Raw genomic sequence first — 22690 nt, 5'->3', positions numbered from 1 at the left:
ACGTCAGAGGAGTTCTGGTCCATGGCGAAAGGTGCGCACTTGCTCCGATGTTCGGTCGGAAACCTTCACGCCCCGTCGTCGGCCTTGGCCTCGTCGGCCTCCTTGCCGAGCCGAGCCTCGACTGCCTGCGGCTCGTACATCTCCTCGACCACACGCAGGTAGAGCTCGTTCGGGTTGGGCAGATTCTTGACCTCGCGGAGCGCCTGTTCCTGGCCGGCGGACTCCAGCACGAAGGTGCCGTAGTTGAGGGCGCGCCCCGTCGGCGTCTGCTCGTACTTCATGTCGGTGACCCGGACCAGTGGCATCATCGCCACCTTGCGGGTGACGATGCCGTTGACCACCATGACCCGCTTGTTGGTCAGGATGAAGCGGTCGTACCACCAGTCGGCGACCTTCCACGCCACCCACCCCATCACCGCGAACCAGAGCAGCACGGCGATGGTGGTCAGCGCGCCCACGTCGTTGCCGGCGAGGAAGCCGGAGAGGTAGCCGAGCACGAAGGTCGCCGCGACGCCGATGAGGAGCGGGTTGGTGAGGTGGATCCAGTGCCGCTTCCACTCACCCCGGTAGCGCTCGGTGGGGAAGAGGTAGCGGGCGACCAGCGAGCTGGGCTCGTCCTCCAGGGGCAGCACCCGCCGAGGGGTCGCGCCCGTCGCGTCCGCGCGCAAGCCGGCCAGCTCGTCCTCGGAGATCTGCGGCTGCTGGTAGCCGGCCTCCGGGTCCCGGATCCACGCTCGACCCGAACGACCCTGGCCGGCGTAGCCGGGCCCGTCGCCATAGCCGACGTCGTCCGAAAGGGACGGACCGTCGGACAGGCCGGGACCGGCCCCGTAGTCCGGGCCATCATCAGGCCCGATCCGTGGGATCGGCTCAGTGTCTCGCTCGCGACGTTCCCGGTCGGGGTCGTCCGGGTCGAAGGGTGGACCGGAAGGGCTGCCCATCGGCGGTTAGGCGACGAGGCTGGTGAAGAAGTCGCCGAACCCCTGGGCGATATCCATGATCCCGCCGCCGAGCGACTTGAACACATCCGCCGCAGAGTTTGGCCGGTAGGCGACGAAGAAGATCAAGAATGCGATTCCGGCCCAGGTGAGGACCTTCTTGACCATGGCGGGCCATCCTCTCGCGCGGCGCCGGGTCCCATTACCGCAGCGGCACCCAGAGTATCAGTGTGGTGTCGTACAGTGAAGATCTGCGTCCGTTCTCCGTCAACCCGGAAAGCTTGTCAAGCCCTCCCGGGTAGGTACGGGGACGGTGCGCCGTACACGAGCTCGGGCGGAGTCCACTCGGTCAGGTCGTGTAACACGACGTCTTCCGCGAGGAGATGACCCGCACTCGCCGGCCAGGCTATCGCATGAAGCCACATTCCCCGAGCTTCGCCGGCGTACGCGCTTCGATCCGTCGGGGAATTGACCAACCACAGTGGAGTTGGATGGCCGCCGACCTTGATCTTCGCCTGTCCGACGTGGTCGGGGTGACCCGGCCCCGGGTCGGTCAGCGCGCCGACCAACTCCGGCCCCGGGTCCGGGCCGGCCAGCCCGGCGAGTCGGGTGCCCAGGCCCACACCGGGTTCCTCGGCCACGAAGACGAGATCCGCCGGACCACCGCCGAGTGGCGCCGGACCGGCGCAGGCCACCGCGGTCGCCCGCACTCCCGTCCGCTCGTCCCCGGCGTACGCCACGCCGGTGAGCGTCCAACCGGGGGGCAGCGGCCACGGGCACCACAACGGCGTCACCGGTGGATCGCCGGTCGCGGTGATCTGCTCCACCACGCTCGCCACGATCTCCGCTCCGATGTGCTCGGGCACGTGCAACGGCGGCACCGGGCCACAGCGCACGCACCTCGAGTCGGTGTGCATCAGATCCGGCGCCCGTACCGGGCCCCCGCATCTCGGACAACTCACCGCGACACTCACAACCCCACCGTCTCCCCGGACCGCCGGCACGTCAAGCCGGAACGTCCGATTCGGCACCGTACGTGGGTCAGTCCGGCGGCGCGCCGGCGTGCGCACGGATCCAGGCGTGCATCGCGATACCGCTGGCCACGCCCGCGTTGATCGACCTCGTCGAGCCGTACTGGGCGATCGAGTAGAGCTGGTCACACGCGGCGCGGGCCGGCGCGGAGAGACCGGGTCCCTCCTGACCGAACAGCAGCACACAGTGCCGGGGCAGGGTGCCGGTCTCCAGCGGGAGTGAGCCGGGCAGGTTGTCGATGCCGAACACCGGCAGTCGCCGATCGGCCGCCCAGGCGACGAACTCCTCGATCGTCTCGTGGTGTCGCACGTGCTGGTAGCGATCGGTCACCATGGCGCCGCGCCGGTTCCACCGGCGCCGCCCGACGATGTGCACCTCGGCGGCGTTGAACGCGTTGGCGTTGCGGACCACCGTGCCGATGTTGAAGTCGTGCTGCCAGTTTTCGATCGCGACGTGGAAGCCGTGCCGGTGCCGGTCCAGGTCGGCGACGATCGCCTCGTGCCGCCAGTAGCGGTAGCGGTCGACGACGTTGCGCCGGTCCCCCTCCGCCAGCAACTGCGGGTCGTAGCGAGGGTCGTCCGGTGGGTCCCCCGGCCAGGGGCCCACGCCCACCTCAAGCTGGTCGTCGGTCACGATCACCAGAGGGTACGGACCGTGCCGGCGCTCGGCGCGACGGCCTGCCGGTCAGCCCAGACCGAGCGCGGCACCGAGTCGGTCCAGGAAGCGCCGGTCCGCCGGGGTGGCGGGCTGGTCCAAGCGGCGTTCGCCGGGGCCGGGCACCGCGCGGCAGACCCGGGCCGCGACCGACTGCACCCACTGGCGGTACGCGGCCGAGTCGGCGGGGTCGGCGCGCCGCCCGAGGACACGACTCGCCGCCCGACAGGCGGCCAGCAGGTCCACCAGGTCGGCGAGGCGTTCGACCGGCGGCGACGTGGCATCGTGACGGGCATAGATGGCGGCGACCACCGCACGGACCAGGTCGCTGTCGGAGGCTCGGCCGGCGGCCACGGCGTCCAGGCCGGTCAGACCCGCCAGCACTCCTCGGTCCGGGCGACCGGGGCGGGGCGCCGCGGTGGCCACGAGAACGCGACCGGGCAGGCTGATGAGCAGATCCCACTCGGCGGCGGAGTAGACAGCGGTGGTCAGGGGTGCGGCTCGACGGCCGGCAGAGGGCGGCTCTCCGGCGACGGAGTGGCTCATCGGAACCTCCGGCGTCAGCATATGTCCCCCGCGACCCGGACAGCGCCCCTTCGCCACACAACCCGCTCGCGGGTGAGCTGGCCCGGAGTGCGGCGGGGGTCGGCCCGCCGCGCCGCTCAGCGTGGCTCGGGGAAGCTGGGCCGCTCCGGATCCACTCCCTCGGGGGCGGCGGTGGCCGCGTACTCCCGCTTGGGGACCATGACCTTGCGCCGGAAGGCGCAGACCATCGTGCCGTCCTGGTTGTAGCCGCGGGTCTCCACCGACACCACGCCCCGGTCGGGCTTGGAGCCGGACTCACGCTTGTCCAGCACGGTGGTCTCGCCGTAGATGGTGTCGCCGTGGAAGGTCGGCGCGACGTGCCGCAGCGACTCGACCTCGAGGTTGGCGATCGCCTTCCCACTCACGTCCGGCACCGACATGCCGAGCAGCAGGGAGTAGATGTAGTTGCCCACCACGACGTTGCGCTTGAACTGGCTGGCTGTCGCGGCGTAGTGCGCGTCCAGGTGCAGCGGGTGGTGGTTCATGGTGAGCAGGCAGAAGAGGTGGTCGTCGTACTCGGTGACGGTCTTGCCCGGCCAGTGCCGGTAGACCGCGCCGACCTCGAACTCCTCGTAGTAGCGGCCGAACTGCATCCTGGTCCCCTTCGACGGGCGGCGATGGAGTTCGGCACAGCATGCCTTACCGGTGGTTAAGGAAACAGGCCGGGGAGCGACCACGGCGGAAATGTCACACCGGTCACTCACACGGGGGGAGACGCAATGAGCGGCGGGGCCCTCCCCGGCACCCGCCGCCCACGCTCTGATGGGAGGAATTCTGCCCTACGGAAGCGTGGGTCCGACAGAGGTCGAGGTCACATTTATCTTTTTGTAACACTACTCTCGGTGATGGAGCGGGAGTTGATCAGCGATCTTCGCAGGCCGGATACCTCCTCGTCAGGCACCAAGTTACCGATTCGTAGCGCTCGGGCGGGTGGATCTCCCTGGAAACGCTCCCATCACCGCAGGTCACGCAAGTGCGTCATGCATTTGCGTTCCGCAGATCGAGATGAACAGACGTGGGTCGATGACCTGCGGGGGCCCCGGCAGGCCGCACACGTTTTGGGCCGGACCGCCCGGGAATTCGATACGGTCAGCCCTGGTTCTACGGGACGTAGACAAACCGCGGTGATCGGAGAGTGCAATGGCAACCGTTGAGCTGACCTCGACGAACTTCGACGAGGTGACCGGCAACGACGGCATCGTCCTGGTCGACTTCTGGGCCGACTGGTGTGGTCCGTGCAAGCGGTTCGCCCCGGTCTACGAGCGCTCCTCGGAGAAACACCAGAACATCGTCTTCGGGAAGGTCGACACCGAGGCTCAGCAGGAGCTGGGCGCCAAGTTCGACATCCGGTCGATCCCGACGATCATGGCGATCCGCGACGGCGTGATCGTCTTCGCCCAGCCGGGCGCCCTTCCGGAGTCCGCCCTCGAGAACCTGATCGAGCAGGTCGAGGCACTGGACATGGACGACGTCCGTAAGCAGCTGGCCGAGCACAAACACTGAGTCGTCGCCACGACGGCATCCGAAGGCCGGGCCCGGCAGGGGGCCCGGCCTTCGTCGGGTCCCCTCCGTGATCACCTGCCTGGGCAGGTCCACCTGACCGTCGGAGGGACCCGAGGCGGCCGGAACATCCCGTATCGTCACGACCTGATGGAGACCCTGACCACCCGCGGGCGCGTGACCCGGCTGGGCGCGACCGCACTCGGTCTCGTCCTGCTGCTGGCCGGCACCTTCTGGGGCAGCGACGACGACTTCCCGTTCGGCCCGTTCCGGATGTACTCCACCTCCAACCCGCCGAACGCACCCGCACCGGACACCCGCGTCGAGGGGGTGACCAGCACGGGCGCCGTGGTCGACCTCGACCAGAACGCGACAGGCATCCGCCGCGCCGAGATCGAGGGGCAGCAGGACCGGTACGCCGCCGACCCGGCGCTGCTCGCCGAGGTCGCCGACGCGTACGCCGAACGCCACCCGGATGCCGCCGCGCTCGTCGAGATCCGCATCGTCATCCGCTGGCACGGCATCCGTGCCGGCCGGCCGACCGGCAAGCACACCGACGAGACCGTGGTCCGCTGGCAGGCTCCCCGATGAGCCGCTGGCTGACCGAGGCTGTGCCGCGCGGTCGCATCGCCGCGTTCCGGACCGTGATCTACCTCTTCGTCGCCGCCGACCTGGTGTTCTTCACCCCCTGGGTACGCACCCGGGTCAGCGTGCCCGGCGAGCTGTACCAGCCGCTGCTGGTCGGCCGCCTGCTCCCACTACCGACGCCGACCCCGGCGCTGGTGGCGGTCATCTTCTGGGCACTGCTGCTCCTCACGCTCCTCGCCGCGACCGGGCGTGCGCCCCGACTGCTCGGTTGGGCGGTCTGCGCGCTGTACCTGGAGTGGATGATCATCGCGATGAGCTACGGGAAGGTCGACCACGACCGGATCGGGCTGCTCGTCGCACTGGCCGCCCTTCCCAGCGCCGGTCGAGCCCGCCACGGCGACACCACCCGCACCGAGGCCGGCGGGTGGGCGCTGCGCGTCACCCAACTCGCGGTGATCTGCACGTACTTCCTGGCCGCCTTTGCCAAGCTGCGCTTCGGCGGCCTGGACTGGCTGACCGGCTCGGTGTTGGCTCGCGCGATCATCCGGCGCGGCACCGACCTGGCCGACCTCATCGCCCAGGTGCCGCACCTGCTGATCGTCGCCCAGTTCGGCATCGTCGCGTTCGAACTACTCAGCCCGGTGGTCTTCCTGCTGCCGGCACGCTGGCGGCTCGCCATGGTCGGCTTCTTCTACTCGTTCCACGTGGTCACCATCGCGACCATCACGATCTCGTTCGCGCCGCACCTGGCCGCGATGACCAGTTTCCTGCCGCTGGAGCGGGTCCGCCCGGTGGTCTGGGCCCGCCGGCTCGCCGGCCGGGACACCCCCGGATCAGCTTCGGCGGACGTCAACACCGCATCGCCGCCGCCTGACCAAGAGCGGATCAGCGCCAGCGCGGACCGGACACCGCTCGGCGATCAGGCCCCGGTGGTCGGGCGTCCAGCCGGACCGTAGAGCCGCTCGCGCGCCTCCTGCGGCAGCGAGCACGCCGCCGTGCCGCCCGGCAGGCGGTGCCGGTTGCGCGCCACCCAGCGGTACACCGGCCAGGCCGCCGCGCGCACCGGCGGAACCCGCAGGCCCGCCCCGGCCATCCGCCAGACCGGGCCGCTGTCGGCGAGCAGCATCGCGATGGCATCCGGACCGGCGGCGCGTACGCCGTCCGCCCCCACCCACTGCACGGCCTCCTCGCACTCGGCCACGGTGAGACCGAGCGCGTCCAGGTCGGAGAACTGCCAGGGCACCACCCGCGCGCCGGTGGGAATCCGGCGAGCGATGAACTCGGCGCACCGCGTGCAGAACGCGCAGTCCCCGTCGTAGACGAAGGTCGACCTCTCCATACCCGCCATCCTCCTCTCTCCGACCACCCGAACGACCACCGGTGTCCGGCGGGTCACTTGCGTTCCACTCGTACGCATGTTCGAATAGTGGCCATGCGCTGGGACAACCTCACCGCTCCCCCGGTTGAGGGAGACCCCGAGCGGGCAGCGCCAGCGACACCACCCCTGCCGCTGGCGCTGCCCGGCGCGATCGCCCGCACCTTCGACACTCCCGAGTTCGCCGGGATGACCTTCTACGAGGTGCAGGCCAAGTCGATCCTCAACCGTGTTCCCGGGCAGTCCCGCGTCCCGTTCGAGTGGACCATCAATCCGTACCGGGGCTGCTCTCATGCGTGTGTGTACTGCTACGCGAGAGATACTCATACCTATCTCGACCTGGACGCTGGGGCGGACTTCGACCGGAAGGTGATCGTCAAGGTCAACGCCGGTGAGCTGGTCCGGCGGGAGCTGGCCGCGCCGAAGTGGCGGGGCGCGCACGTGGCGATGGGCACCAACGTGGACTGCTACCAGCGGGCCGAGGGTCGCTACCGGCTGATGCCGCAGATCATCGCGGCCCTGCGGGACTTCGCCAACCCGTTCTCGATCCTCACCAAGGGCACGCTGATCCTGCGCGACCTACCCCTGCTGCGGCAGGCCGCCGAGGTCACCACCGTGGGCATCTCCCTCTCGGTGGGGTTCGTCGACGAGCAGCTCTGGCGTTCCGTAGAGCCGGGCACTCCGCATCCCCGCCGCCGGCTGGACGCGGTCCGGGCGCTCACCGACGCCGGCTTCTCCGTCGGGGTGCTGATGGCCCCGATCCTGCCCGGCCTCAGCGACAGCGACGGGTCGATCGACGCCACCGTGTCGGCGATCGTCGCGGCCGGTGCCACGAGCGTGACGGCCCTGCCCCTGCACCTGCGTTCCGGTGCTCGCGAGTGGTACGCGCACTGGCTCGCCCGGGAGCACCCGCACCTGGTGCCCCGCTATCGCGAGCTCTACCGGGCCGGTGCGTACGCCCCGCAGGCGTACCAGCGGGAGTTGACCGCGCGGGTGCGGATCGCGTCCCGCCGGCACGGGCTGCACCGCGGGGAGCGGGGCGACAACCGCAGCCTGCCCGAGCCACCCGCAGCGCCGGCCCCCGAACAGCTCACCCTGCTCTAGGGCGGAGCTAGAGTCGGCGGGTGCGTACCGCTTCGCAGATCCTCGCCGACTCCGCCGTGATCGCCGTCGTGGGCGCGTCCCGCGACCCGTCGAAGGCCGCGCACGGCGTGCCGTTGCAGATGCAGCGCTACGGCTGGCGCATCATCCCGGTCAACCCGACCGTCGACGAACTGTTCGGGGAGCGGGCGTACAAGTCGCTTGCCGACATCCCGCACCCGGTCGACCTGGTGGACGTGTTCCGGCCGGCGGCCGACGCCGTGCAGGTGGTCCGGGACGCGGCGGCGATCGGTGCCCCGGCGGTCTGGCTGCAACTGGGCATCGTCTCGGCCGAGGCGCGGCGGATCGCCGAGGAGGCCGGCATGGAGTACGTCGAGGACCGCTGCCTCATCGTCGAACGCGCAGCCGCCAACCTGACCCGCCTGACCTGACCCCACCCTCCGCGATCTTGCACTTACTGTCCTCGCCAAAGCGGCATAAGGGGACAGAAGGGCGACCGAAAGTGCAAGATCGCGGGGGTTGGGGGTTGGGGGTTGGGGTTGGGGTTGGGGTTAGAGCTTGTATTCCTTGAGCAGACCCCGGGAGATGATGGTCTTCTGGATTTCCGAGGTGCCCTCGCCGATGAGCAGGAACGGGGCCTCCCGCATCAGCCGCTCGATCTCGTACTCCTTGGAGTAGCCGTAGCCGCCGTGGATGCGGAACGCCTCCTGGACGACCTCGGCGCAGTATTCGGAGGCGAGCAACTTGGCCATCCCGGCCTCGACGTCGTTGCGCTGGCCGGCGTCCTTGAGGCGGGCGGCGTTGACCATGAGGGCGTGCGCAGCCTCGATCTTCGTGCCCATCTCGGCGAGCTTGAAGGCGATCGCCTGGTGCTTGGCGAGCGGCTGGCCGAACGTCCTGCGCTGCTGGGCGTAGCTGACCGCCAGTTCGAAGGCGCGGATGGAGATGCCGCAGGCGCGGGCAGCCACGTTGACCCGGCCCACCTCGATGCCGTCCATCATCTGGTAGAAGCCTCGGCCGACCTGGTCGGCGCCGCCGAGGATCGCGGAGTCGGGCACGCTCACCCCGTCGAGGATCATCTCGGTGGTCTCGACGCCCTTGTAGCCCATCTTCTCGATCTTGCCGGGGATGGTGAGGCCGGGGGCGGTCTCGCCGAAGCCCGGCTCCTTCTCGAGCAGGAACGTGCTCATGTTGCCGTAGACGGAGTCCGCGCCGGTGTCGGTCTTGACCAGGGTGGCCACCACCGAGGAGTACGCCCCGTTGGTCAGCCACATCTTCTGGCCGTTGAGCACGTAGTTGTCTCCGTCGCGGACCGCGCGGGACGTGATCGCCGCGACGTCGGAGCCGGTCTCCGGCTCGGACATGGAGAACGCGCCGCGCACCTCGCCGGTGGCCATCCTCGGCAGCAGGCGGGCCTTCTGCTCGGCGGAGCCGTGCTGGGAGATCAGGTACGCCACGATGAAGTGGGTGTTGACGATGCCGGAGATCGACATCCAGCCCCGGGACAACTGCTCCACCACCAGCGCGTAGGTGAGCAGTGATTCGCCGAGCCCGCCGTACTCCTCGTCGATGGTGAGGCCGAACAGGCCCATCTCGCGCATGCCGTCGAGGATGTCGGTGGGGTACTCGTCGGCGTGCTCCAGCCGCTGCGCGTGCGGGATGATCTCCTTGTCGGCGAACTCCCGGACGGTCTCCAGGATCGACGTCTGCACATCGGTCAGGCCGGGCGTCTGGGCGAGTCGGGCCATCTCAGCCTCCGGGGATCCGCGCACTACTCGTGGGTAACTGAACGCTGGGTCAGTATCGGCCGCCCGGACCGACGAGGCCAAGGTGACCAGTCCACACAACCGCTGTGAAAAGGTTCACCGCTACGGGTAGCGTCCGGCAAGAGGGACTTTTCCGGCACCGGCAGGAGGAGGACAGCGCGTGAGCCACCCGCCGCCGTCGGGACCACCAGCAGACGAGCAACCGCCGTCACCCTACGAGCCGCCCCGGGACCAGTCGCCGTACGCGCCGCCGCCGGCCGGCCAGTCGCCGTACGCGCCGCCGCCGGACCAGCCGGCGTTCGAGCTGCCGACGGAACGCTCACCGTACGGGCCGCCAGCCGACGAACCATCGCCGTACGGGCAGCAGGGGCCGCACCAGTCGGGGCACTGGAGTCAGCAGCCGCCATACCCGCCGCAGGGCCCCTACGCCCAGTACGGCCCGCCGCCGTCCGGACCGGGTCGGGGCACCAACGTGCTGGCGATCCTGTCGCTGGTCTTCGCCTTCGTCTTTCCGCCGGCCGGCGCCGTGCTCGGTCACGTCGCGAAGCGGCAGATCCGCACCAGCGGCGAGGAAGGCGACCAGCTCGCCACCTGGGGGCTGATCCTCGGGTACGTGTTCACCGGGCTCACCGTGCTGGCCTGCTGTGGCTGGCTGGCCCTGGTGGCTTTCGGCAACACCGGCGACAGCGGGGGCTACTGACCCGCCACGCCGGTCAGCGGAACCGGGCCTCGCGGACGCTGTTGCCGCCGTCCACCACGAGCATCTGACCGGTGATGTACGAGGCGGCCGGCGAGCAGAGGAAGCTGATCGCGGCGGCGACCTCGTCCGGAGTGCCCGGTCGGCCCACCGGCGTGCCGAGCCCCTGCTTGATCTCGGCCATCGTGGACGCCGCGGTGTAGATGGTGCCGGGCGCCACCGCGTTGACGGTCACCCCGTCCGCGATCATCTCCATGGCCAGCGCCCGGGTCAGCCCGACGACCCCGGCCTTCGCCGCCGCGTACGCGGCCTCGGTGGGCAGGGCGTTGACCGGGCCGGCCGTGGCCGACAGGTTGACGATCCGGCCCCAGCCCCGCTCGGCCATCCCACCGATGAACGCCCGACTGCACAGGAACGCGGTGGACAGGTTGCGGTCGATCTCGCCGCGCCACTCGTCGTAGGTCAGTTGGGCGACCGGCCGCAGCACCCCCTGGCTGGCTCGACTGGCCAGGCCGGCGTTGTTGACCAGCACCTCGACGTCGCCCAGCTGCTCGGCGACCGCGTCGGCCAGCGCGCCGACCTCGGACTCGTCGGTGAGGTCCGCGACGAAGCCGGTCACCCCCAGCTCGGTCGCCCGCTCGTGGATGCGCCGGGTGGTGGAGACGATGGCCACGCGCGCGCCCAGGTCGGCGAGCCGCCGGGCGGTGGCGTACCCGATGCCGTCCGGGCTGCCCGCCCCGGTCACCAGGGCGACCCTCCCGTCGAGGCGCATGGTCACCGGGTCGGCGAGCGCGACCGGCTCGTCCGGGCCAGGGCTGCCCGCCGGCGTGGCCGGGCGGGCGCGCCGGGCCCCACCCGGGCGGCTGACGTCCCGTCTGGGTCGGCTGCCGGAACGGTCCGCGGCGCGCGCGTCGAATGCCATGCCAGGATCCTGCCCGTTAGGACCGGTCCGAGCAACGCGGCACCCGGTAGTGGGGGCAACGGGTTTGGTCACCCCTGGCTACCCTGACGGCGCACCCGACCTGACGGAGAGAGTTCGCATGACCAATCCCCCGCCGCCCGGCAACTGGTCCGACCCCACCTGGTCGGCCCAGCCGTCGAGCCACACACCGGATCCGACCCTCGTGGCCGGTCAGCCGGTGCCCGCCCAACCCGGCCCGGCCGACCCGTACGCGCCGGTCGACCCGTACGCCGGGGGCCAGCCGCCGTTCGGTGAGCCGATGACGGGTTACCCACCGCCTGCTTACGGCCCACCCGGTTATCCCCCGCAGTACCCCGGCTACGGCTACCCGCAGAAGACCAACGGGATGGCGATCGCGGCGCTGGTGCTCGCGCTCGTCGGCATCGCGTCCTGCATCACCGCACCGGTCGGCGCGATCCTCGGGCACGTGGCGCAGAAACAGATCCGGCTCAGCGGCGAGGGCGGTGCGGGGATGGCGAAGGCCGCCATCATCGTCGGGTGGATCCTCACCGGGCTGCTCGGGCTGCTGATCCTCTTCTACGTTGGCGCGATCATCCTCGCGGTCACCACGGGCGCGAGCAGCGGCAGCAGCTAGTCACCAACGGGCGGGTCGACGTACCGCCGGCTGTCGGGCCGGACCGACGGCCGGCGGCGGTCGTTGCGGCCCGACCGGTCACTCGGCCGGTGGGGTGAACGACGAGGTACGGCTCATCCCGGCGGCCCGGCCCTTGGCGGCGATGACGAGCGCCATCTTGCGGGAGGCCTCGTCGATCATCTCGTCGCCGAGCATCACCGCGCCCAGCTTGCCGCCGGCCTCGGAGGTGTAGTGGTCGTACGCGTCGAGGATCAGCTCGGCGTGGTCGTAGTCGGCCTGCGCCGGCTGGTAGACCTCGTTGGCGGCGTCGATCTGACCCGGGTGCAGCACCCACTTGCCGTCGAAGCCCAGCGCGGCCGAGCGCTTGGCCACCGCGCGGAACGCGTCGACGTCCCGGATCTGCAGGAACGGGCCGTCGATGGCCTGCAAGCCGCGCATCCGGGCGGCCATCAGGATCCGCATCAGGATGTAGTGGTACGGATCGCCCGGATAGTCGGGGATCAGGCCGCCGACCACCATCGACCTCATGTTGATGGATGCCATGAAGTCGGCCGGGCCGAAGATGATGGTCTCCACGCGCGGCGAGGCGGCGGCGATCGCGTCCACGTTGACCAGACCGGCGGCGTTCTCGATCTGCGCCTCGATGCCGATCCGGCCGACCTCCAGGCCGAGCGTCTTCTCGATCTGGGTGAGCAGCAGGTCCAGCCAGTGGACCTGCTCGGCGGTCTGCACCTTCGGCAGCATGACGCAGTCCAGGTTCGCGCCGGCGCCCTCGACGACCTCGATGACGTCCCGGTAGGTCCACGGGGTGGTCAGGTCGTTGACCCGCACGACCCGGGTCTTGCCGGCCCAGTCGCCCTCGTTGAGCGCGGCCACGATGTTCTTGCGCGCATCCGGCTTGGCCAGCGGGGCGACGGCGTCCTCCAGGTCCAGGAAGACCTGGTCGGCGGGCAGCCCCTGCGCCTTGCCGAGCATCTTGACGCTGGAACCCGGCACGGCGAGGCACGACCGGCGGGGACGATCGACTGCGGCCAAGGGTGCGCTCCTTCCAGCGTCCGGCGGCACGCCGACGCCACCGACGAAAACTTAACGATCCTCAAGGGCCTTGTGACGCCACGGTAACCTCGCGCCATGACCGGGGTGAATGGACCTGTGGAAGATCTCACTGGGCGTCGACTGGTGGTGGTGACCGGGGCCAGCTCCGGCATCGGCCTGGCCGCCGCCGTGCACCTGGCCTGCCGGGGTGACCGGGTGGTGCTGGTCGGGCGGGACCCGGCCCGCCTGCAGGCCGCAGCCGTTCGGGTACGGGAGGCCGCCGGTGAGCGTCCGGAGCTGTTCCGGGCCGACTTCGCCAGCCTCGACGACGTGCGCCGACTGGCCGAGCAGCTCCGGACCGCCTACGACCGGATCGACGTGCTCGCCAACAACGCCGGCGCGATCGCGTTGCAACCCCTGAGCACCGTCGACGGCTTCGAGATGTCGATCCAGGCCAACCACCTCGCCCCGTTCCTGCTGACCAACCTGCTCGCCGACCGGTTGGGCCGGATCGTGGTGACCGCCTCCGGCGCACACCGATTCGGCGCACTCGACCCGGACGACCTGAACGCCCCGCTGCGCGGCTACCGCCCGATGGGCGCGTACGGCTCCAGCAAGCAGGCGAACGTCCTGTTCGCCGCCGAGGCGGCGCGGCGCTGGCCGGACATTCCCGCGTACAGCTTCCACCCCGGGGTGGTGCGCACCCGCTTCGCGAACGACAGCAGGTTGGTGGCGTTCGGCATGCGGGTCATTCCGTTCCGCAGCCCGGAGAAGGCCGCCGAGACCCTGGTCTGGCTGGCCAGTCAGGACCGTTCCCGACTCGTCGACGGCGCCTACTACATCGACCGTCGGGTGCGTCGCCCGTACCGGAAGGCAGCTGATCCACAACTGGCCGCCCGACTGTGGGAGGCCAGCGCCAAGGCCGTCGGTCTCGACTGACGTGGCCGGCATGCTGACGCTCGTCGCGCTCGTCGAGTTTCCCGCCGGTGCCGAGGCCACCGGGCAGCGCTACGAGGACGCGGTGCTGGCCCTGCTCGGGCGGCACGGCGGCCACCTGGACCGGCGGCTGCGCGGCACCGACGGGCAGACCGAGGTGCACGTGATCCGCTTCGACGGGCGAGCCGGTTACGAGTCGTTCCTCGTCGACCCGGAGCGGGCCGCGCTGCGCGCCGCACTGGGTGACACCGCGCCGACCACCCGGGTCATCGAGGTGCACGAGGTTTAGGTCCGGGCCCTCGCAGGCCGCGCCAGCGGCGCAGCAACGACAGCACGGGTCGGGCGACGAGGACCGCCAGGACGAACCCCACCACGAGCGCCCAGAACGGCGGCGGCCCGTAGTGGGGGCGGCCGGACTCGCGTACCGCGCCGGCGATCGCGAGGTCGGCGGCGACCGACAGGTCGGTGATGCCCTCCGGCGTCCGCAAGAGCACCTCCGGCGCGCTCGCCCCCCGGCGCAGCACCACGAGTTCCACGGCCTCCGTGCCGACCTCGTGATACGGCCCCCAGGCGATGTCGTGCTCCTCCGGGAGGTCCTCCGCCGCCAGCCCCGGCACGCCGACCAACGCAACCGCCTCGTCGGCCGAGCGCCAGCCGAGCAGGTGCACGAACGAGCGGGAGCGCAGCGGCGGGAACGCCGCGCCGGCCAGCGGGGTGCCGTCGACCGCGGACCGTACCGACAGTGTCCAGGTTCGCCGGTAGGACGGAACCGGGCAGTCGGTACAGGTGGACCGGCCCAGGACGGCCACCGAACGGCCGTCCGGCAGCCAGGACCCGGCACCGGCGAGCCGCCCGCCGGCCAGCGGCAGCTTCCGGTAAGGCCGGGCGAACCGATCCGCGTCCCCGTCGCCCACCCGGGTCAGCCAGACCTCGTCGCGGATCTGGAGGGCGAGATCGTCGCCGTCCGACGACAGCGCGGCCGTGCGCCCCGGCGGGACCCAGGTGGTGCCGACCGGCACCCGCAGCACGTCCGTTCCCCGATCCCGGTCGTAAACCCCCACGTACGGGGTGGAGTAGGTGTTCGGGGCCGTGAAGGTAGTCTCGCTGTCGGCGTAGACCAGGCGCTTCCCGTCCGGCGCGAAGGCGAGCGGGTAGCCGTTCGGGCGATCCGGGGTGGCCTTCCCGGACGTCAGGTCGAGGAGGGAATCGCCCACCCAGAGGTACCGGCCGTCCGGGGAGAGCATCGCCTCGAAGCCCGCGACGGCCAGTTCGTCGTCCAGCACGCGATAGCGGTCGCTGTCGGCGGCCACCACACCCATCCGGGTCTCGAACCAGTTGGTGCGCACGGCGGGACCACCGAAGAGCATCGCCGCCACGCCAGGTGCCGAGTAGCCGACCGAGGCGGTCCGCAACGGCGGGTCGACGAGCTTGGTGGGCAGGCCCGGGGTCTCGTGCCGCGGGCCCGCGGGCAGCGGCAGGGCCACCGGGTGCAGCGCGTAACCGGTGCCGAGAAGGAGGACCAGGACGGCGAGCGCGCCGGCGACGACGGCCCGGCGACGGCGGTGCCGGGTCCGCGCCGCGTCGAAGAGCCCCTCCGGTACGCGTGCCGGCGGCACGTCGTCGGCGAGGCGGCGCAGCGCCGCGGAGAGTCGGGCGCTCACCGGGCCACCTCCTGCGGGTCACGGCCGACAAGTTCGGCCAGTTCGGGGGCGAGGAGGCGGAGTCGGCCGAGGGCGTGGCGGGTCTGACTCTTCACGGTGCCGACCCGGCAGCCGAGCAGTTCCGCAGTCTCCGTCTCGGTGCGGTCCTCGTAGTAGCGCAGCACGAGGACGGCGCGCTGCCGCACGGTCAACCGGGCCAACGCCGCCGACAGCACCAGCCGCAGATCGGCGTCGTCACCCGGACCGGATCGTTCCGGCAGCGCACCGCCCAGCCGTTCCGCCGGGCGAGCCCGCCGCCAGCGCCACCAACTGGCGGCCTGGGTGCAGAGCACCCGACGCAGGTACGCGGGTGGGTCCTCGATCCGCTCCCAGCGCACGGCGACCCGGGCCAGCGCAACCTGGACCAGGTCCTCGGCGTGGTGCCGATCGCCGGTCAGCAGGTACGCGAACCGGGTCAGCCCGGCGGTCTCCGCCCGGACGAAATCGACGAAGCCGTCCCGGGCGCGGTCCTCAGTCGTCAACGGATCGCCCTCCTCACCCGGATAGACGCCGGGCGGGCACCCTGCGGAGGGAACCGGTGTCCATGTTCCTCACCTCGTCCCGACGCCGTTGCGCGGTCAGTCGGCCAGCGGGGTCGGGTCGGTCGGCAGCGCGGTCGGCGCGACCCGGCGAGCGGCCCGACCACCGCCGAGCACCACCACCGCCACCCCGACCAGCAACAGCGCCATCCCGACAAGCGCGTACGGGCGGGGCAGCTGACCCAGCCAGGCCCAGCCGAGCAGGGCCGCGCCGGGGGCTTCCAGCAGGATCAGCACGCTCACCGTGGTCGCGGAGATCTTCCGCAGGGCGTAGTTGAACATCGAGTGCCCGAGCAGCTGGGCGCCGGCCACCAGGGCCAGGATGGCCAGCCAGGTGTGCCCGTCGAACCCGGTCAGCCGTACGCCGCCGACCAGGCACACCAGCAGCAGGATCAGCGCGCAGATCCCGTAGCAGATGGTGGTGTACGTGGTGGTGCTGATGCTGGCGCGGGCCCGCTCGCCGAAGGCGGTGTAGCCGGCCGCGAACACGCCGCCGGTCAGCGCCAGCACGTCACCGAGAACGGCCGCACCGGAGACACCCACGTCCGTCCCGGTGGTGATCGCCGCACCGCCGACCGCCACCGCGATGCCGATCCACACCACCCGGGGCAACCGCCGCCCCTGGGCGCGGGCAATCAGCCCCTGCCAGACCGGCTGCGTGGCGACCAGGGCGGTGGACGTGGCGACCGAGGTGAGCTGGGCGCTCGGCACCCAGGTGGCGAAGTGCCCGGCGAGCGCGACCCCGGCCAGGACGCAGAACAGGCCCTCCCGCCGTCCCGCCCCCACGGTCAGCCTGCGGAACTCGGCGCGGCGCCGGGCCAGCGAGAAGGGGCTCAGCACGGCCACCGCGAGCAGGTTGCGCCAGAACGCGATGGCCAGCGCGGGAGCGGCCGCGTACGCGATCAGCGGCGCGGACGACGACACGGCGACCACGGCCAGGCCGACCGCGCCGGTGGTCAGCAGGTCCGGGGACGGACGGTGCGGAGGTGGGGACACGGGACGTAATCCTCACACGTATGACGGACAACACGGAACGTCATCGCTCCGTTACGATCACGGGGGTCCCGCCGGCGACCCCCGACCGCCCGGAGGCGTCCCCATGCCCAGCTACCAGGCGGTCCTGTTCGACTTCTTCGGCACCCTGACCCGTCCGGTGCAGCGTGGTGTCGCGCATGTCGGCACCGCCGAGCTGCTCGGGTGTCCCACCGAGATCCTGACCGAGGTGCTGAACCGCACCTACTACGAGCGGGCCAGCGGCCGGCTCGGCGACGCGGAGGCAACCCTGCGTTGGGTGTGCGCCCAGGCCGGCGTGCACCCCAGCGACCACGCGGTGCGGGCGGCGGTGGCGTCCCGGCACCGGGCGGTCCGCGCGGACACCTGGCTGCGGGCCGAGGCCGTGCCCGTCCTGGCGGCCCTGCGCCAACGCGGCCTGCGGACCGGCGTGATCAGCGACTGTACGCACGAACTGCCGGCCTTCCTGCCCCAACTCGCGGTCGCCCCACTGCTCGACGTGCGGGTGTTCTCGGTGCAGGTCGGGCGATGCAAGCCGGATCCGGTGCTCTACCTGACCGCCTGCCAGCGGCTCGGGCTGGCGCCGGCCGACTGCCTCTACGTCGGTGACGGCGGCAGCCAGGAGCTGACCGGCGCCGAGCGGGCCGGGATGACCGCCGTCCAACTCGCCGCGCCGGACCTGGCCACGCACATGGTGTTCAACGCCGACCTGGACTGGCGAGGCCCCACGCTCGACGCACTGGGTGAGGTGCTCAGCCTTGTCGACAGCTACGTCGACGTGGTCCCGGCCGGCTGACCCCAGCAGCGGCGGCGGCCCTCTGCTGGGCGGTCGCGTCAGCGGCGACGGACCCGGTGCAGGCGGAACGGTTTGCGGGTGGCCCGGACCGCCGGGGTGGGCCGGGGTGGCTCGGCCTGCGCGTCGGCGGGCAGGTCCGCGCCGGCCAGCGACGTACCGGTCGGGGTGAGCCGGTTCACCGCGCACCCGTCAGCTGCCCAGCGGGCCACCAGGTCGGCGGTCGGACCCGGCGCGTTGAGGCGCTTCGCCGCGACCAGCGGCGCGGCGGTGTCCCACGCCTCGGTGCCCGGCAGCACCCGGCTCACCCGGGCCGGCCAGGTGACGATCCGACCGCCGTGATCGCCGCGCAGGGTGACCTGCGCCTCGGTCGCGTCGGCCAGCCCCGGCGCGGCCTGCTCGCCCGGCCCGGAGACCACCAGCAGCGCGCCCTCCAGCGGGGCGCACCAGAGGGCAAGCGCCGGCCCGCCGGACACGCTGACCCAGGCCACGGCGGCCTTCTTCATCGCCTCGTCGACAAGCGGTGTGCCCCCGGGGGCGTTCTCGTCCGTCACACCCGCATCCTCCCGCATCGGCACCTCCGCTCAACCCACGAAAGGCGGGACGCTGATCTCGCCCCGGGCCACCGGCATCACCTGACCGGCGACCGTCGCACCGACCGCCACCCCGTCCACCGCGGTGACCGTGCACACCAGCGCGGACGGGCGGTTCATCTCCACACCCTGACGTACCGCGTACTCCGACAGCCCCACACCGGGCAGCAGCCCGGTCGCCACCAGCCAGACCCCGAGGCCGAGCGCCGCCGAGCCGGTCGCCGGGTCCTCCGGGACGCCCATCCCCGGCACGAACACCCGCGCGTGCGCGGTTTGCGCGGCGGCGTCCCAGGAGAAGACGCTGACGTGCGACACCCCGTACCGCTGCGCCGCCGCCGCGTCCACCCGCGCGCGGGCCACCGACTCCGGACGCACCGGCAGGTACGGGAACTCCAGCCCGCAGCCCGCGACGCGGGGAGCGGGACCGACGTGGTCGTCCGCGGCCAACCCGGCGATCTCCAGCAACGGCTCCGGGTCCAACTCCGGGCCGAGGGTCGGGGTGCCACCGGTCAGCGTCGCCCCGGTCGCGGTCACCTCGATCGGCAGCACTCCGGCATGGCACTCCTGGGTGACCTTCCCCACACCGAACATGCCCCGCCGGCTCGCGGTGACCGCCGCGCCGACGCTCGGGTGCCCCGCGAACGGCAACTCCTCGACCGGCGTGAAGATCCTGGCCCGGTAGGTGGCACCGACCTGGGTCGGTGGCAGCACGAACACCGTCTCGGACAGGTTGAACTCCAGCGCGAGCGCCTGCATCTGCTCGGTGGCCAGCGCCTCCGCGCCGAACACCACGGCCAGCGGGTTGCCGGCGAAGGGGCGGTCGGTGAAGACGTCCACGATCTCGTAGGCCAAGGTCGACATGTTGATAAACACTAGGCGCTTAGGCTGGTGCCCGTGAGCACGCCGACCCGGGTCTACATCGCCCGTCTCGCCGGAGTCGCCGTCTTCGACCCGAACGGTGACCAGGTGGGGCGGGTTCGTGACGCCGTGGCACGGCTGCGGGCGACCAAGCGCCCCCCGGAGGTGGTGGGTCTCGTCGCCGAGATGCCGATGCGTCGCCGGATCTTCCTGTCCATCAACCGGATCACCTCCATCGACGCGGACGCGGTCGTGCTCGGCTCCGGCACCCTCAACCTGCGCCGCTTCGAGAAGCGCGCGAACGAGCTGCTGGTCCTGCAGGAACTCCTCGACCGGCGGGTGCAGCTCGACCCGGGCGGCCAGCCCGGCGCCGTCGTGGACGTCGCGATGGAGTGCGCCCGGGGCGGCGAGTGGTCGTTGACCCGCGTCGCCGTACGGGAGCAGACCGGTCGGCTCAGCCGCCGCGGCCACCTGCACCAGGTCGAGTGGGACCGGGTGCGCGGGCTCAGCGGCATCGCCGACAACCGGGGTACGGCCAACCTGCTCGCCGTCCTGGAGGACATGCGCCCCGCCGACCTGGCCAACGCGCTTCAGGACCTGCCCGACGCACGGCGTAACGAGGTCGCTGCCGCACTGGACGACGAGCGGCTGGCCGACGTGCTCAGCGAGCTGCCGGAGCACGACCAGGTGGAGATCCTCGCCGCACTGGACCGGGAACGGGCCGCGGACGTACTGGAGGAGATGGACCCGGACGACGCGGCCGACCTGCTCAACGAGCTGCCCCCGCCGGAGCAGGACGTGCTGCTGGACCTGATGGAGCCGGACGAGGCCGACCCGGTGCGTCAGCTCCTGAAGTACACCCCCGGCACGGCGGGCAGCGTGATGACCTCGGAGCCGGTCATCCTCCCGCCGGACGCCACCGTCGCCGAGGCGCTGGCCCGGATCCGGGAGCCACAGCTCTCCCCCGCCGTCGCCGCGCAGGTCTTCGTGACCCGGGCGCCACAGAACACCCCTACCGGTCGCTACCTGGGCATGGTGCACTTCCAGGCGCTGCTCCGTGAACCGCCGGCCGACCTGCTGGGCAAGGTGGTGGTCAACGACATCGACCCACTGCGCCCGACCACTCCGCTGCCGGAGATCACCCGTCGGATGGCCACCTACGACCTGGTCGCCATGCCGGTGATCGACCGGAGTAGCCGGCTGGTCGGCGCCGTGACCGTGGACGACGTGCTGGACCACTCGCTACCCCGGGACTGGCGGGACCGCGACGCCCTGGCCGCCCCGGGCACCACCGACGCGGCGCTGGACGGTACGGATGGCTGAGCGGCGGCGCAACGTTCGGCTCGACCAGCCGCGTGAGCCACGGGGGATCACACTGCCCCGGTTCGACGCGGAGGCGTTCGGCAGGTGGTCGGAGGGCATCGCCCGGGGCATGGGCACCGCGAACTTCATCGTCGTCATGACGGTGGTGATCGCGATCTGGTTCGGCTGGAACACGTTGGCCCCGGCGAATGTGCGCTTCGACCCGTACACCTTCACGTTCCTGACCCTGGTCTTGTCGTTGCAGGCCAGCTATGCGGCACCGCTGATCCTGCTGGCGCAGAACCGGCAGGCCGACCGGGATCGCGTGGCCCTGGAGGAGGACCGGCGGCGCGCCACCGCGCAGAAGGCGGACACCGAGTACCTGGCGCGGGAGATCGCGGCGCTGCGGATCGCGTTGGGTGAGGTGGCCACCCGCGACTTCCTCCGCTCCGAGCTGACCCGGCTGGCCGAGGAGCTGGACGAGGTGGGGCACCGCCGCCAGCGGCTGGAGCGCCGCCAGCAGGACCGGGACAGCCGGCAGGAGAAGCGGAGCCACCGGCCAACCGACGGTGTCGGCCTGGACGAACCGCGCGACGACCTGGACGGCGACTTCAGCCGGGACGTCCGGCCGGACGGCACCGGTCCGCGCCTGTCGGACAGCTGATCCGTGGGTCATCGATTGGCTCACACCGCCCCGGGCAGCAGCGGCAACGGATGCCCCGCGACGTAGCATTGCGGGCATGTCAGCACCCGTGAGCACCGTCGAGGACGCGATCCAGGCCGCCCTGGCCACCGTCAACGACCCGGAGATCCGCCGGCCCATCACCGAGCTGGGCATGGTCCGCTCCGCCACGATCGCTGCCAGCGGCGTCGTACGCGTCGAGCTGCTGCTCACCGTCGCCGGCTGCCCGCTCAAGGACAAGCTGCGTACGGACATCACCACCGCGCTCGCCGCGGTGCCCGGAGTGACCGGTGTCGAGATCGACTTTGGGGTGATGACCCCCGAGCAACGACAGTCGTTGCAGTCGCAGCTGCGCGGTGGCGGCGCCGCCACCGAGGAGCCGGTCATCCCGTTCGCGCAGCCCGGCTCACGCACCCGCGTGTACGCGGTGGCCAGCGGCAAGGGTGGCGTCGGCAAGTCCAGCGTGACGGTCAACCTGGCGGCGGCGCTCGCCGCTCGTGGGCTCTCCGTCGGCGTGGTCGACGCGGACATCTACGGCCACTCGGTGCCCCGGATGCTCGGCACGGAGGCCCGGCCCACCAGGGTCGAAGACATGATCATGCCGCCGCAGTCGCACGGCGTGAAGGTGATCTCCATCGGCATGTTCACCTCCGGCAACGCCGCCGTGGTGTGGCGGGGCCCGATGCTGCACCGGGCGTTGCAGCAGTTCCTGGCCGACGTCTACTGGGGCGACCTGGACGTGCTCCTGCTCGACCTTCCCCCGGGCACGGGTGACGTGGCCATCTCGCTGGCCCAACTGCTCCCCAACTCGGAGATCCTGATCGTCACCACCCCGCAGACCGCCGCCGCCGAGGTGGCCGAGCGGGCCGGCGCGATCGCCCTGCAGACCCACCAGCGGGTGGTCGGCGTCATCGAGAACATGTCCTGGCTGGAGCTTCCGGACGGCTCCCGGATGGAGATCTTCGGCTCCGGGGGCGGCACGGCCGTCGCCGAGTCGCTGAGCCGGACCATCGGCGCTCAGGTGCCGCTGCTCGGTCAGATCCCGCTGGACACCCGGGTCCGTGAGGCCGGCGACGCGGGCAACCCGATCGTGTTGGCCGAGCCGGAGTCCCCGGCCGCGCAGGCCCTCGGCACCATCGCCGACCGGCTCGCGCTGCGCCGTGAGTCGCTGCTCGGCAAGCCGCTCGGTCTCAAGCCCGCCGGCCGCTGACCACCACGTCCACCGTCAGCCCGGCGGCCGCTGTTGGCCGGCGGGCTGAGTCGTGTCAGTGAATGGCCGCAGCCGGCACCGCCCCGGCGTAGCTGGCACCGCCGCGTGGTAGCTGGCACCGCCGCGTGGTCAACTCGGGTTTCTGAAAGTCGGGGCATCCTGGGCCGGTTGAAGGGCCGACTTCCTGGAAACCGAGTCGATCAAGGCACCGGACCCGGGCGGACGCGGACCAAACCGGG

General features: G+C 71.5%; 28 protein-coding genes. 13 read left to right on the top strand and 15 right to left on the bottom strand.

What is annotated here, in order from left to right:
• Positions 1–65: 65 nt before the first annotated feature.
• From ACFYPM_RS02860 to ACFYPM_RS02835, 6 genes are all read right to left on the bottom strand, one after another.
• The gene (locus ACFYPM_RS02860) at positions 66–941 is read right to left on the bottom strand and encodes a PH domain-containing protein (RefSeq protein WP_357241182.1); all 876 of its coding nucleotides are present in this window, start codon (positions 939–941) and stop codon (positions 66–68) included.
• Positions 942–947: 6 nt separating this feature from the next.
• On the bottom strand, positions 948–1106 hold the full coding sequence (locus ACFYPM_RS02855; protein ID WP_007455302.1) for a hypothetical protein: 159 nt from the start codon (positions 1104–1106) through the stop codon (positions 948–950).
• A 116-nt stretch (positions 1107–1222) separates the two neighbouring features.
• Positions 1223–1900 (bottom strand): DUF6758 family protein, encoded by a 678-nt coding sequence (locus ACFYPM_RS02850; RefSeq protein WP_357241179.1) that lies wholly within the window; start codon positions 1898–1900, stop codon positions 1223–1225.
• Positions 1901–1979: 79 nt separating this feature from the next.
• On the bottom strand, positions 1980–2603 hold the full coding sequence (locus ACFYPM_RS02845; RefSeq protein ID WP_357241176.1) for an RNA methyltransferase: 624 nt from the start codon (positions 2601–2603) through the stop codon (positions 1980–1982).
• Positions 2604–2654: 51 nt separating this feature from the next.
• Positions 2655–3170 carry a hypothetical protein gene (locus ACFYPM_RS02840; RefSeq protein ID WP_387190598.1) on the bottom strand — a complete coding sequence of 172 codons (516 nt, stop codon included), beginning with the start codon at positions 3168–3170 and terminating at the stop codon, positions 2655–2657.
• A gap of 116 nt (positions 3171–3286) precedes the next feature.
• The gene (locus ACFYPM_RS02835) at positions 3287–3802 is read right to left on the bottom strand and encodes a MaoC family dehydratase (protein ID WP_387190595.1); all 516 of its coding nucleotides are present in this window, start codon (positions 3800–3802) and stop codon (positions 3287–3289) included.
• Positions 3803–4349: 547 nt separating this feature from the next.
• Here ACFYPM_RS02835 and trxA point away from each other — a divergent pair.
• The 3 genes from trxA (at position 4350) to ACFYPM_RS02820 (ending at position 6253) form a co-directional block, all read left to right on the top strand.
• A complete protein-coding gene (gene trxA, locus ACFYPM_RS02830) occupies positions 4350–4712 on the top strand; it encodes a thioredoxin (RefSeq protein WP_124771302.1) in 363 nt (120 codons plus the stop codon).
• Between the two features lie 147 nt (positions 4713–4859).
• Positions 4860–5300, top strand: a complete 441-nt coding sequence (locus ACFYPM_RS02825; RefSeq protein ID WP_387190591.1) for a hypothetical protein — start codon at positions 4860–4862, stop codon at positions 5298–5300.
• Positions 5297–6253, top strand: coding sequence for an HTTM domain-containing protein (locus tag ACFYPM_RS02820; protein WP_387190588.1), 957 nt, complete (start codon positions 5297–5299; stop codon positions 6251–6253). The genes ACFYPM_RS02825 and ACFYPM_RS02820 overlap by 4 nt, the downstream gene beginning before the upstream one ends.
• On the opposite strand, the gene ACFYPM_RS02815 is transcribed toward ACFYPM_RS02820, so the two are convergent.
• The gene (locus ACFYPM_RS02815) at positions 6217–6636 is read right to left on the bottom strand and encodes a thiol-disulfide oxidoreductase DCC family protein (protein WP_387190585.1); all 420 of its coding nucleotides are present in this window, start codon (positions 6634–6636) and stop codon (positions 6217–6219) included. The genes ACFYPM_RS02820 and ACFYPM_RS02815 overlap by 37 nt on opposite strands.
• A 93-nt stretch (positions 6637–6729) precedes the next feature.
• On the opposite strand from ACFYPM_RS02815, the gene ACFYPM_RS02810 reads away from it, so the two are divergent.
• Both ACFYPM_RS02810 and ACFYPM_RS02805 read left to right on the top strand, forming a co-directional pair.
• A complete protein-coding gene (locus ACFYPM_RS02810) occupies positions 6730–7776 on the top strand; it encodes an Rv2578c family radical SAM protein (protein WP_387190582.1) in 1047 nt (348 codons plus the stop codon).
• A 20-nt stretch (positions 7777–7796) separates the two neighbouring features.
• Entirely contained in the window at positions 7797–8204 is a 408-nt protein-coding gene (locus ACFYPM_RS02805) for a CoA-binding protein (protein ID WP_387190578.1), read from the top strand.
• 120 nt (positions 8205–8324) lie between these two features.
• Here the strand turns inward: ACFYPM_RS02805 and ACFYPM_RS02800 are convergent, their stop codons facing one another.
• Positions 8325–9521, bottom strand: a complete 1197-nt coding sequence (locus ACFYPM_RS02800; RefSeq protein ID WP_387190575.1) for an acyl-CoA dehydrogenase family protein — start codon at positions 9519–9521, stop codon at positions 8325–8327.
• A gap of 178 nt (positions 9522–9699) precedes the next feature.
• Between ACFYPM_RS02800 and ACFYPM_RS02795 the strand changes: the two genes are divergently transcribed.
• On the top strand, positions 9700–10239 hold the full coding sequence (locus tag ACFYPM_RS02795) for a DUF4190 domain-containing protein (protein ID WP_387190572.1): 540 nt from the start codon (positions 9700–9702) through the stop codon (positions 10237–10239).
• Between the two features lie 13 nt (positions 10240–10252).
• Here ACFYPM_RS02795 and ACFYPM_RS02790 read toward each other — a convergent pair whose 3' ends face one another.
• A complete protein-coding gene (locus ACFYPM_RS02790) occupies positions 10253–11158 on the bottom strand; it encodes an SDR family NAD(P)-dependent oxidoreductase (protein WP_387190569.1) in 906 nt (301 codons plus the stop codon).
• Between the two features lie 118 nt (positions 11159–11276).
• Between ACFYPM_RS02790 and ACFYPM_RS02785 the strand changes: the two genes are divergently transcribed.
• Positions 11277–11792: a DUF4190 domain-containing protein gene (locus tag ACFYPM_RS02785; RefSeq protein ID WP_387190566.1), complete on the top strand. Its 516-nt coding sequence runs from the start codon at positions 11277–11279 to the stop codon at positions 11790–11792.
• A gap of 78 nt (positions 11793–11870) precedes the next feature.
• Here the strand turns inward: ACFYPM_RS02785 and ACFYPM_RS02780 are convergent, their stop codons facing one another.
• Complete coding sequence (locus ACFYPM_RS02780) at positions 11871–12827, bottom strand: HpcH/HpaI aldolase/citrate lyase family protein (protein WP_387190562.1); 957 nt, start codon at positions 12825–12827, stop codon at positions 11871–11873.
• A 117-nt stretch (positions 12828–12944) separates the two neighbouring features.
• Here ACFYPM_RS02780 and ACFYPM_RS02775 point away from each other — a divergent pair, with 117 nt between their 5' ends.
• Positions 12945–13766, top strand: a complete 822-nt coding sequence (locus ACFYPM_RS02775) for an SDR family NAD(P)-dependent oxidoreductase (RefSeq protein WP_387191428.1) — start codon at positions 12945–12947, stop codon at positions 13764–13766.
• A 10-nt stretch (positions 13767–13776) separates the two neighbouring features.
• The gene (locus tag ACFYPM_RS02770; protein WP_357368353.1) at positions 13777–14052 is read left to right on the top strand and encodes a hypothetical protein; all 276 of its coding nucleotides are present in this window, start codon (positions 13777–13779) and stop codon (positions 14050–14052) included.
• Here the strand turns inward: ACFYPM_RS02770 and ACFYPM_RS02765 are convergent.
• The 3 genes from ACFYPM_RS02765 to ACFYPM_RS02755 form a co-directional block, all read right to left on the bottom strand.
• Entirely contained in the window at positions 14030–15424 is a 1395-nt protein-coding gene (locus ACFYPM_RS02765) for a hypothetical protein (protein ID WP_387190559.1), read from the bottom strand. The two genes, ACFYPM_RS02770 and ACFYPM_RS02765, sit on opposite strands and share 23 nt — an antisense overlap.
• Positions 15421–15945, bottom strand: a complete 525-nt coding sequence (locus ACFYPM_RS02760; protein ID WP_387190556.1) for a SigE family RNA polymerase sigma factor — start codon at positions 15943–15945, stop codon at positions 15421–15423. The genes ACFYPM_RS02765 and ACFYPM_RS02760 overlap by 4 nt, the downstream gene beginning before the upstream one ends.
• Before the next feature lie 96 nt (positions 15946–16041).
• A complete protein-coding gene (locus tag ACFYPM_RS02755; protein ID WP_387190553.1) occupies positions 16042–16998 on the bottom strand; it encodes a DMT family transporter in 957 nt (318 codons plus the stop codon).
• 103 nt (positions 16999–17101) lie between these two features.
• On the opposite strand from ACFYPM_RS02755, the gene ACFYPM_RS02750 reads away from it, so the two are divergent.
• On the top strand, positions 17102–17809 hold the full coding sequence (locus tag ACFYPM_RS02750; RefSeq protein WP_387190550.1) for an HAD family hydrolase: 708 nt from the start codon (positions 17102–17104) through the stop codon (positions 17807–17809).
• A gap of 38 nt (positions 17810–17847) precedes the next feature.
• Here the strand turns inward: ACFYPM_RS02750 and ACFYPM_RS02745 are convergent, their stop codons facing one another.
• Positions 17848–18378 carry a hypothetical protein gene (locus tag ACFYPM_RS02745; protein ID WP_387190547.1) on the bottom strand — a complete coding sequence of 177 codons (531 nt, stop codon included), beginning with the start codon at positions 18376–18378 and terminating at the stop codon, positions 17848–17850.
• Between the two features lie 12 nt (positions 18379–18390).
• Positions 18391–19260: a PhzF family phenazine biosynthesis protein gene (locus tag ACFYPM_RS02740; RefSeq protein ID WP_387190544.1), complete on the bottom strand. Its 870-nt coding sequence runs from the start codon at positions 19258–19260 to the stop codon at positions 18391–18393.
• A 33-nt stretch (positions 19261–19293) separates the two neighbouring features.
• On the opposite strand from ACFYPM_RS02740, the gene ACFYPM_RS02735 reads away from it, so the two are divergent.
• The 3 genes from ACFYPM_RS02735 to ACFYPM_RS02725 all read left to right on the top strand — a co-directional run bounded on the left by ACFYPM_RS02735 (position 19294) and on the right by ACFYPM_RS02725 (position 22451).
• Positions 19294–20580, top strand: a complete 1287-nt coding sequence (locus ACFYPM_RS02735; protein ID WP_387190542.1) for a magnesium transporter MgtE N-terminal domain-containing protein — start codon at positions 19294–19296, stop codon at positions 20578–20580.
• Complete coding sequence (locus ACFYPM_RS02730; RefSeq protein WP_387190540.1) at positions 20573–21223, top strand: DUF1003 domain-containing protein; 651 nt, start codon at positions 20573–20575, stop codon at positions 21221–21223. The genes ACFYPM_RS02735 and ACFYPM_RS02730 overlap by 8 nt, the downstream gene beginning before the upstream one ends.
• A gap of 76 nt (positions 21224–21299) precedes the next feature.
• Positions 21300–22451 carry an Mrp/NBP35 family ATP-binding protein gene (locus tag ACFYPM_RS02725; RefSeq protein ID WP_387190537.1) on the top strand — a complete coding sequence of 384 codons (1152 nt, stop codon included), beginning with the start codon at positions 21300–21302 and terminating at the stop codon, positions 22449–22451.
• Positions 22452–22690 lie beyond the last annotated feature (239 nt).

This window comes from Micromonospora sp. NPDC005203 (assembly GCF_042872705.1).
Taxonomy (GTDB): domain Bacteria; phylum Actinomycetota; class Actinomycetes; order Mycobacteriales; family Micromonosporaceae; genus Micromonospora.
Note: the sequence above shows the minus strand (reverse complement) of the source record. Positions and strands in the feature narration are given on the sequence as shown.

Coding starts and splice junctions, on each gene's coding strand:
- ACFYPM_RS02860 (WP_357241182.1), bottom strand. CDS start 941: ATGGGCAGCCCTTCCGGTCCACCCTTCGACCCGGACGACCCCGACCGG.
- ACFYPM_RS02855 (WP_007455302.1), bottom strand. CDS start 1,106: ATGGTCAAGAAGGTCCTCACCTGGGCCGGAATCGCATTCTTGATCTTC.
- ACFYPM_RS02840 (WP_387190598.1), bottom strand. CDS start 3,170: ATGAGCCACTCCGTCGCCGGAGAGCCGCCCTCTGCCGGCCGTCGAGCC.
- ACFYPM_RS02835 (WP_387190595.1), bottom strand. CDS start 3,802: ATGCAGTTCGGCCGCTACTACGAGGAGTTCGAGGTCGGCGCGGTCTAC.
- trxA (WP_124771302.1), top strand. CDS start 4,350: ATGGCAACCGTTGAGCTGACCTCGACGAACTTCGACGAGGTGACCGGC.
- ACFYPM_RS02825 (WP_387190591.1), top strand. CDS start 4,860: ATGGAGACCCTGACCACCCGCGGGCGCGTGACCCGGCTGGGCGCGACC.
- ACFYPM_RS02820 (WP_387190588.1), top strand. CDS start 5,297: ATGAGCCGCTGGCTGACCGAGGCTGTGCCGCGCGGTCGCATCGCCGCG.
- ACFYPM_RS02815 (WP_387190585.1), bottom strand. CDS start 6,636: ATGGAGAGGTCGACCTTCGTCTACGACGGGGACTGCGCGTTCTGCACG.
- ACFYPM_RS02810 (WP_387190582.1), top strand. CDS start 6,730: ATGCGCTGGGACAACCTCACCGCTCCCCCGGTTGAGGGAGACCCCGAG.
- ACFYPM_RS02800 (WP_387190575.1), bottom strand. CDS start 9,521: ATGGCCCGACTCGCCCAGACGCCCGGCCTGACCGATGTGCAGACGTCG.
- ACFYPM_RS02790 (WP_387190569.1), bottom strand. CDS start 11,158: ATGGCATTCGACGCGCGCGCCGCGGACCGTTCCGGCAGCCGACCCAGA.
- ACFYPM_RS02785 (WP_387190566.1), top strand. CDS start 11,277: ATGACCAATCCCCCGCCGCCCGGCAACTGGTCCGACCCCACCTGGTCG.
- ACFYPM_RS02770 (WP_357368353.1), top strand. CDS start 13,777: ATGCTGACGCTCGTCGCGCTCGTCGAGTTTCCCGCCGGTGCCGAGGCC.
- ACFYPM_RS02750 (WP_387190550.1), top strand. CDS start 17,102: ATGCCCAGCTACCAGGCGGTCCTGTTCGACTTCTTCGGCACCCTGACC.
- ACFYPM_RS02745 (WP_387190547.1), bottom strand. CDS start 18,378: ATGCGGGAGGATGCGGGTGTGACGGACGAGAACGCCCCCGGGGGCACA.
- ACFYPM_RS02740 (WP_387190544.1), bottom strand. CDS start 19,260: ATGTCGACCTTGGCCTACGAGATCGTGGACGTCTTCACCGACCGCCCC.
- ACFYPM_RS02730 (WP_387190540.1), top strand. CDS start 20,573: ATGGCTGAGCGGCGGCGCAACGTTCGGCTCGACCAGCCGCGTGAGCCA.
- ACFYPM_RS02725 (WP_387190537.1), top strand. CDS start 21,300: ATGTCAGCACCCGTGAGCACCGTCGAGGACGCGATCCAGGCCGCCCTG.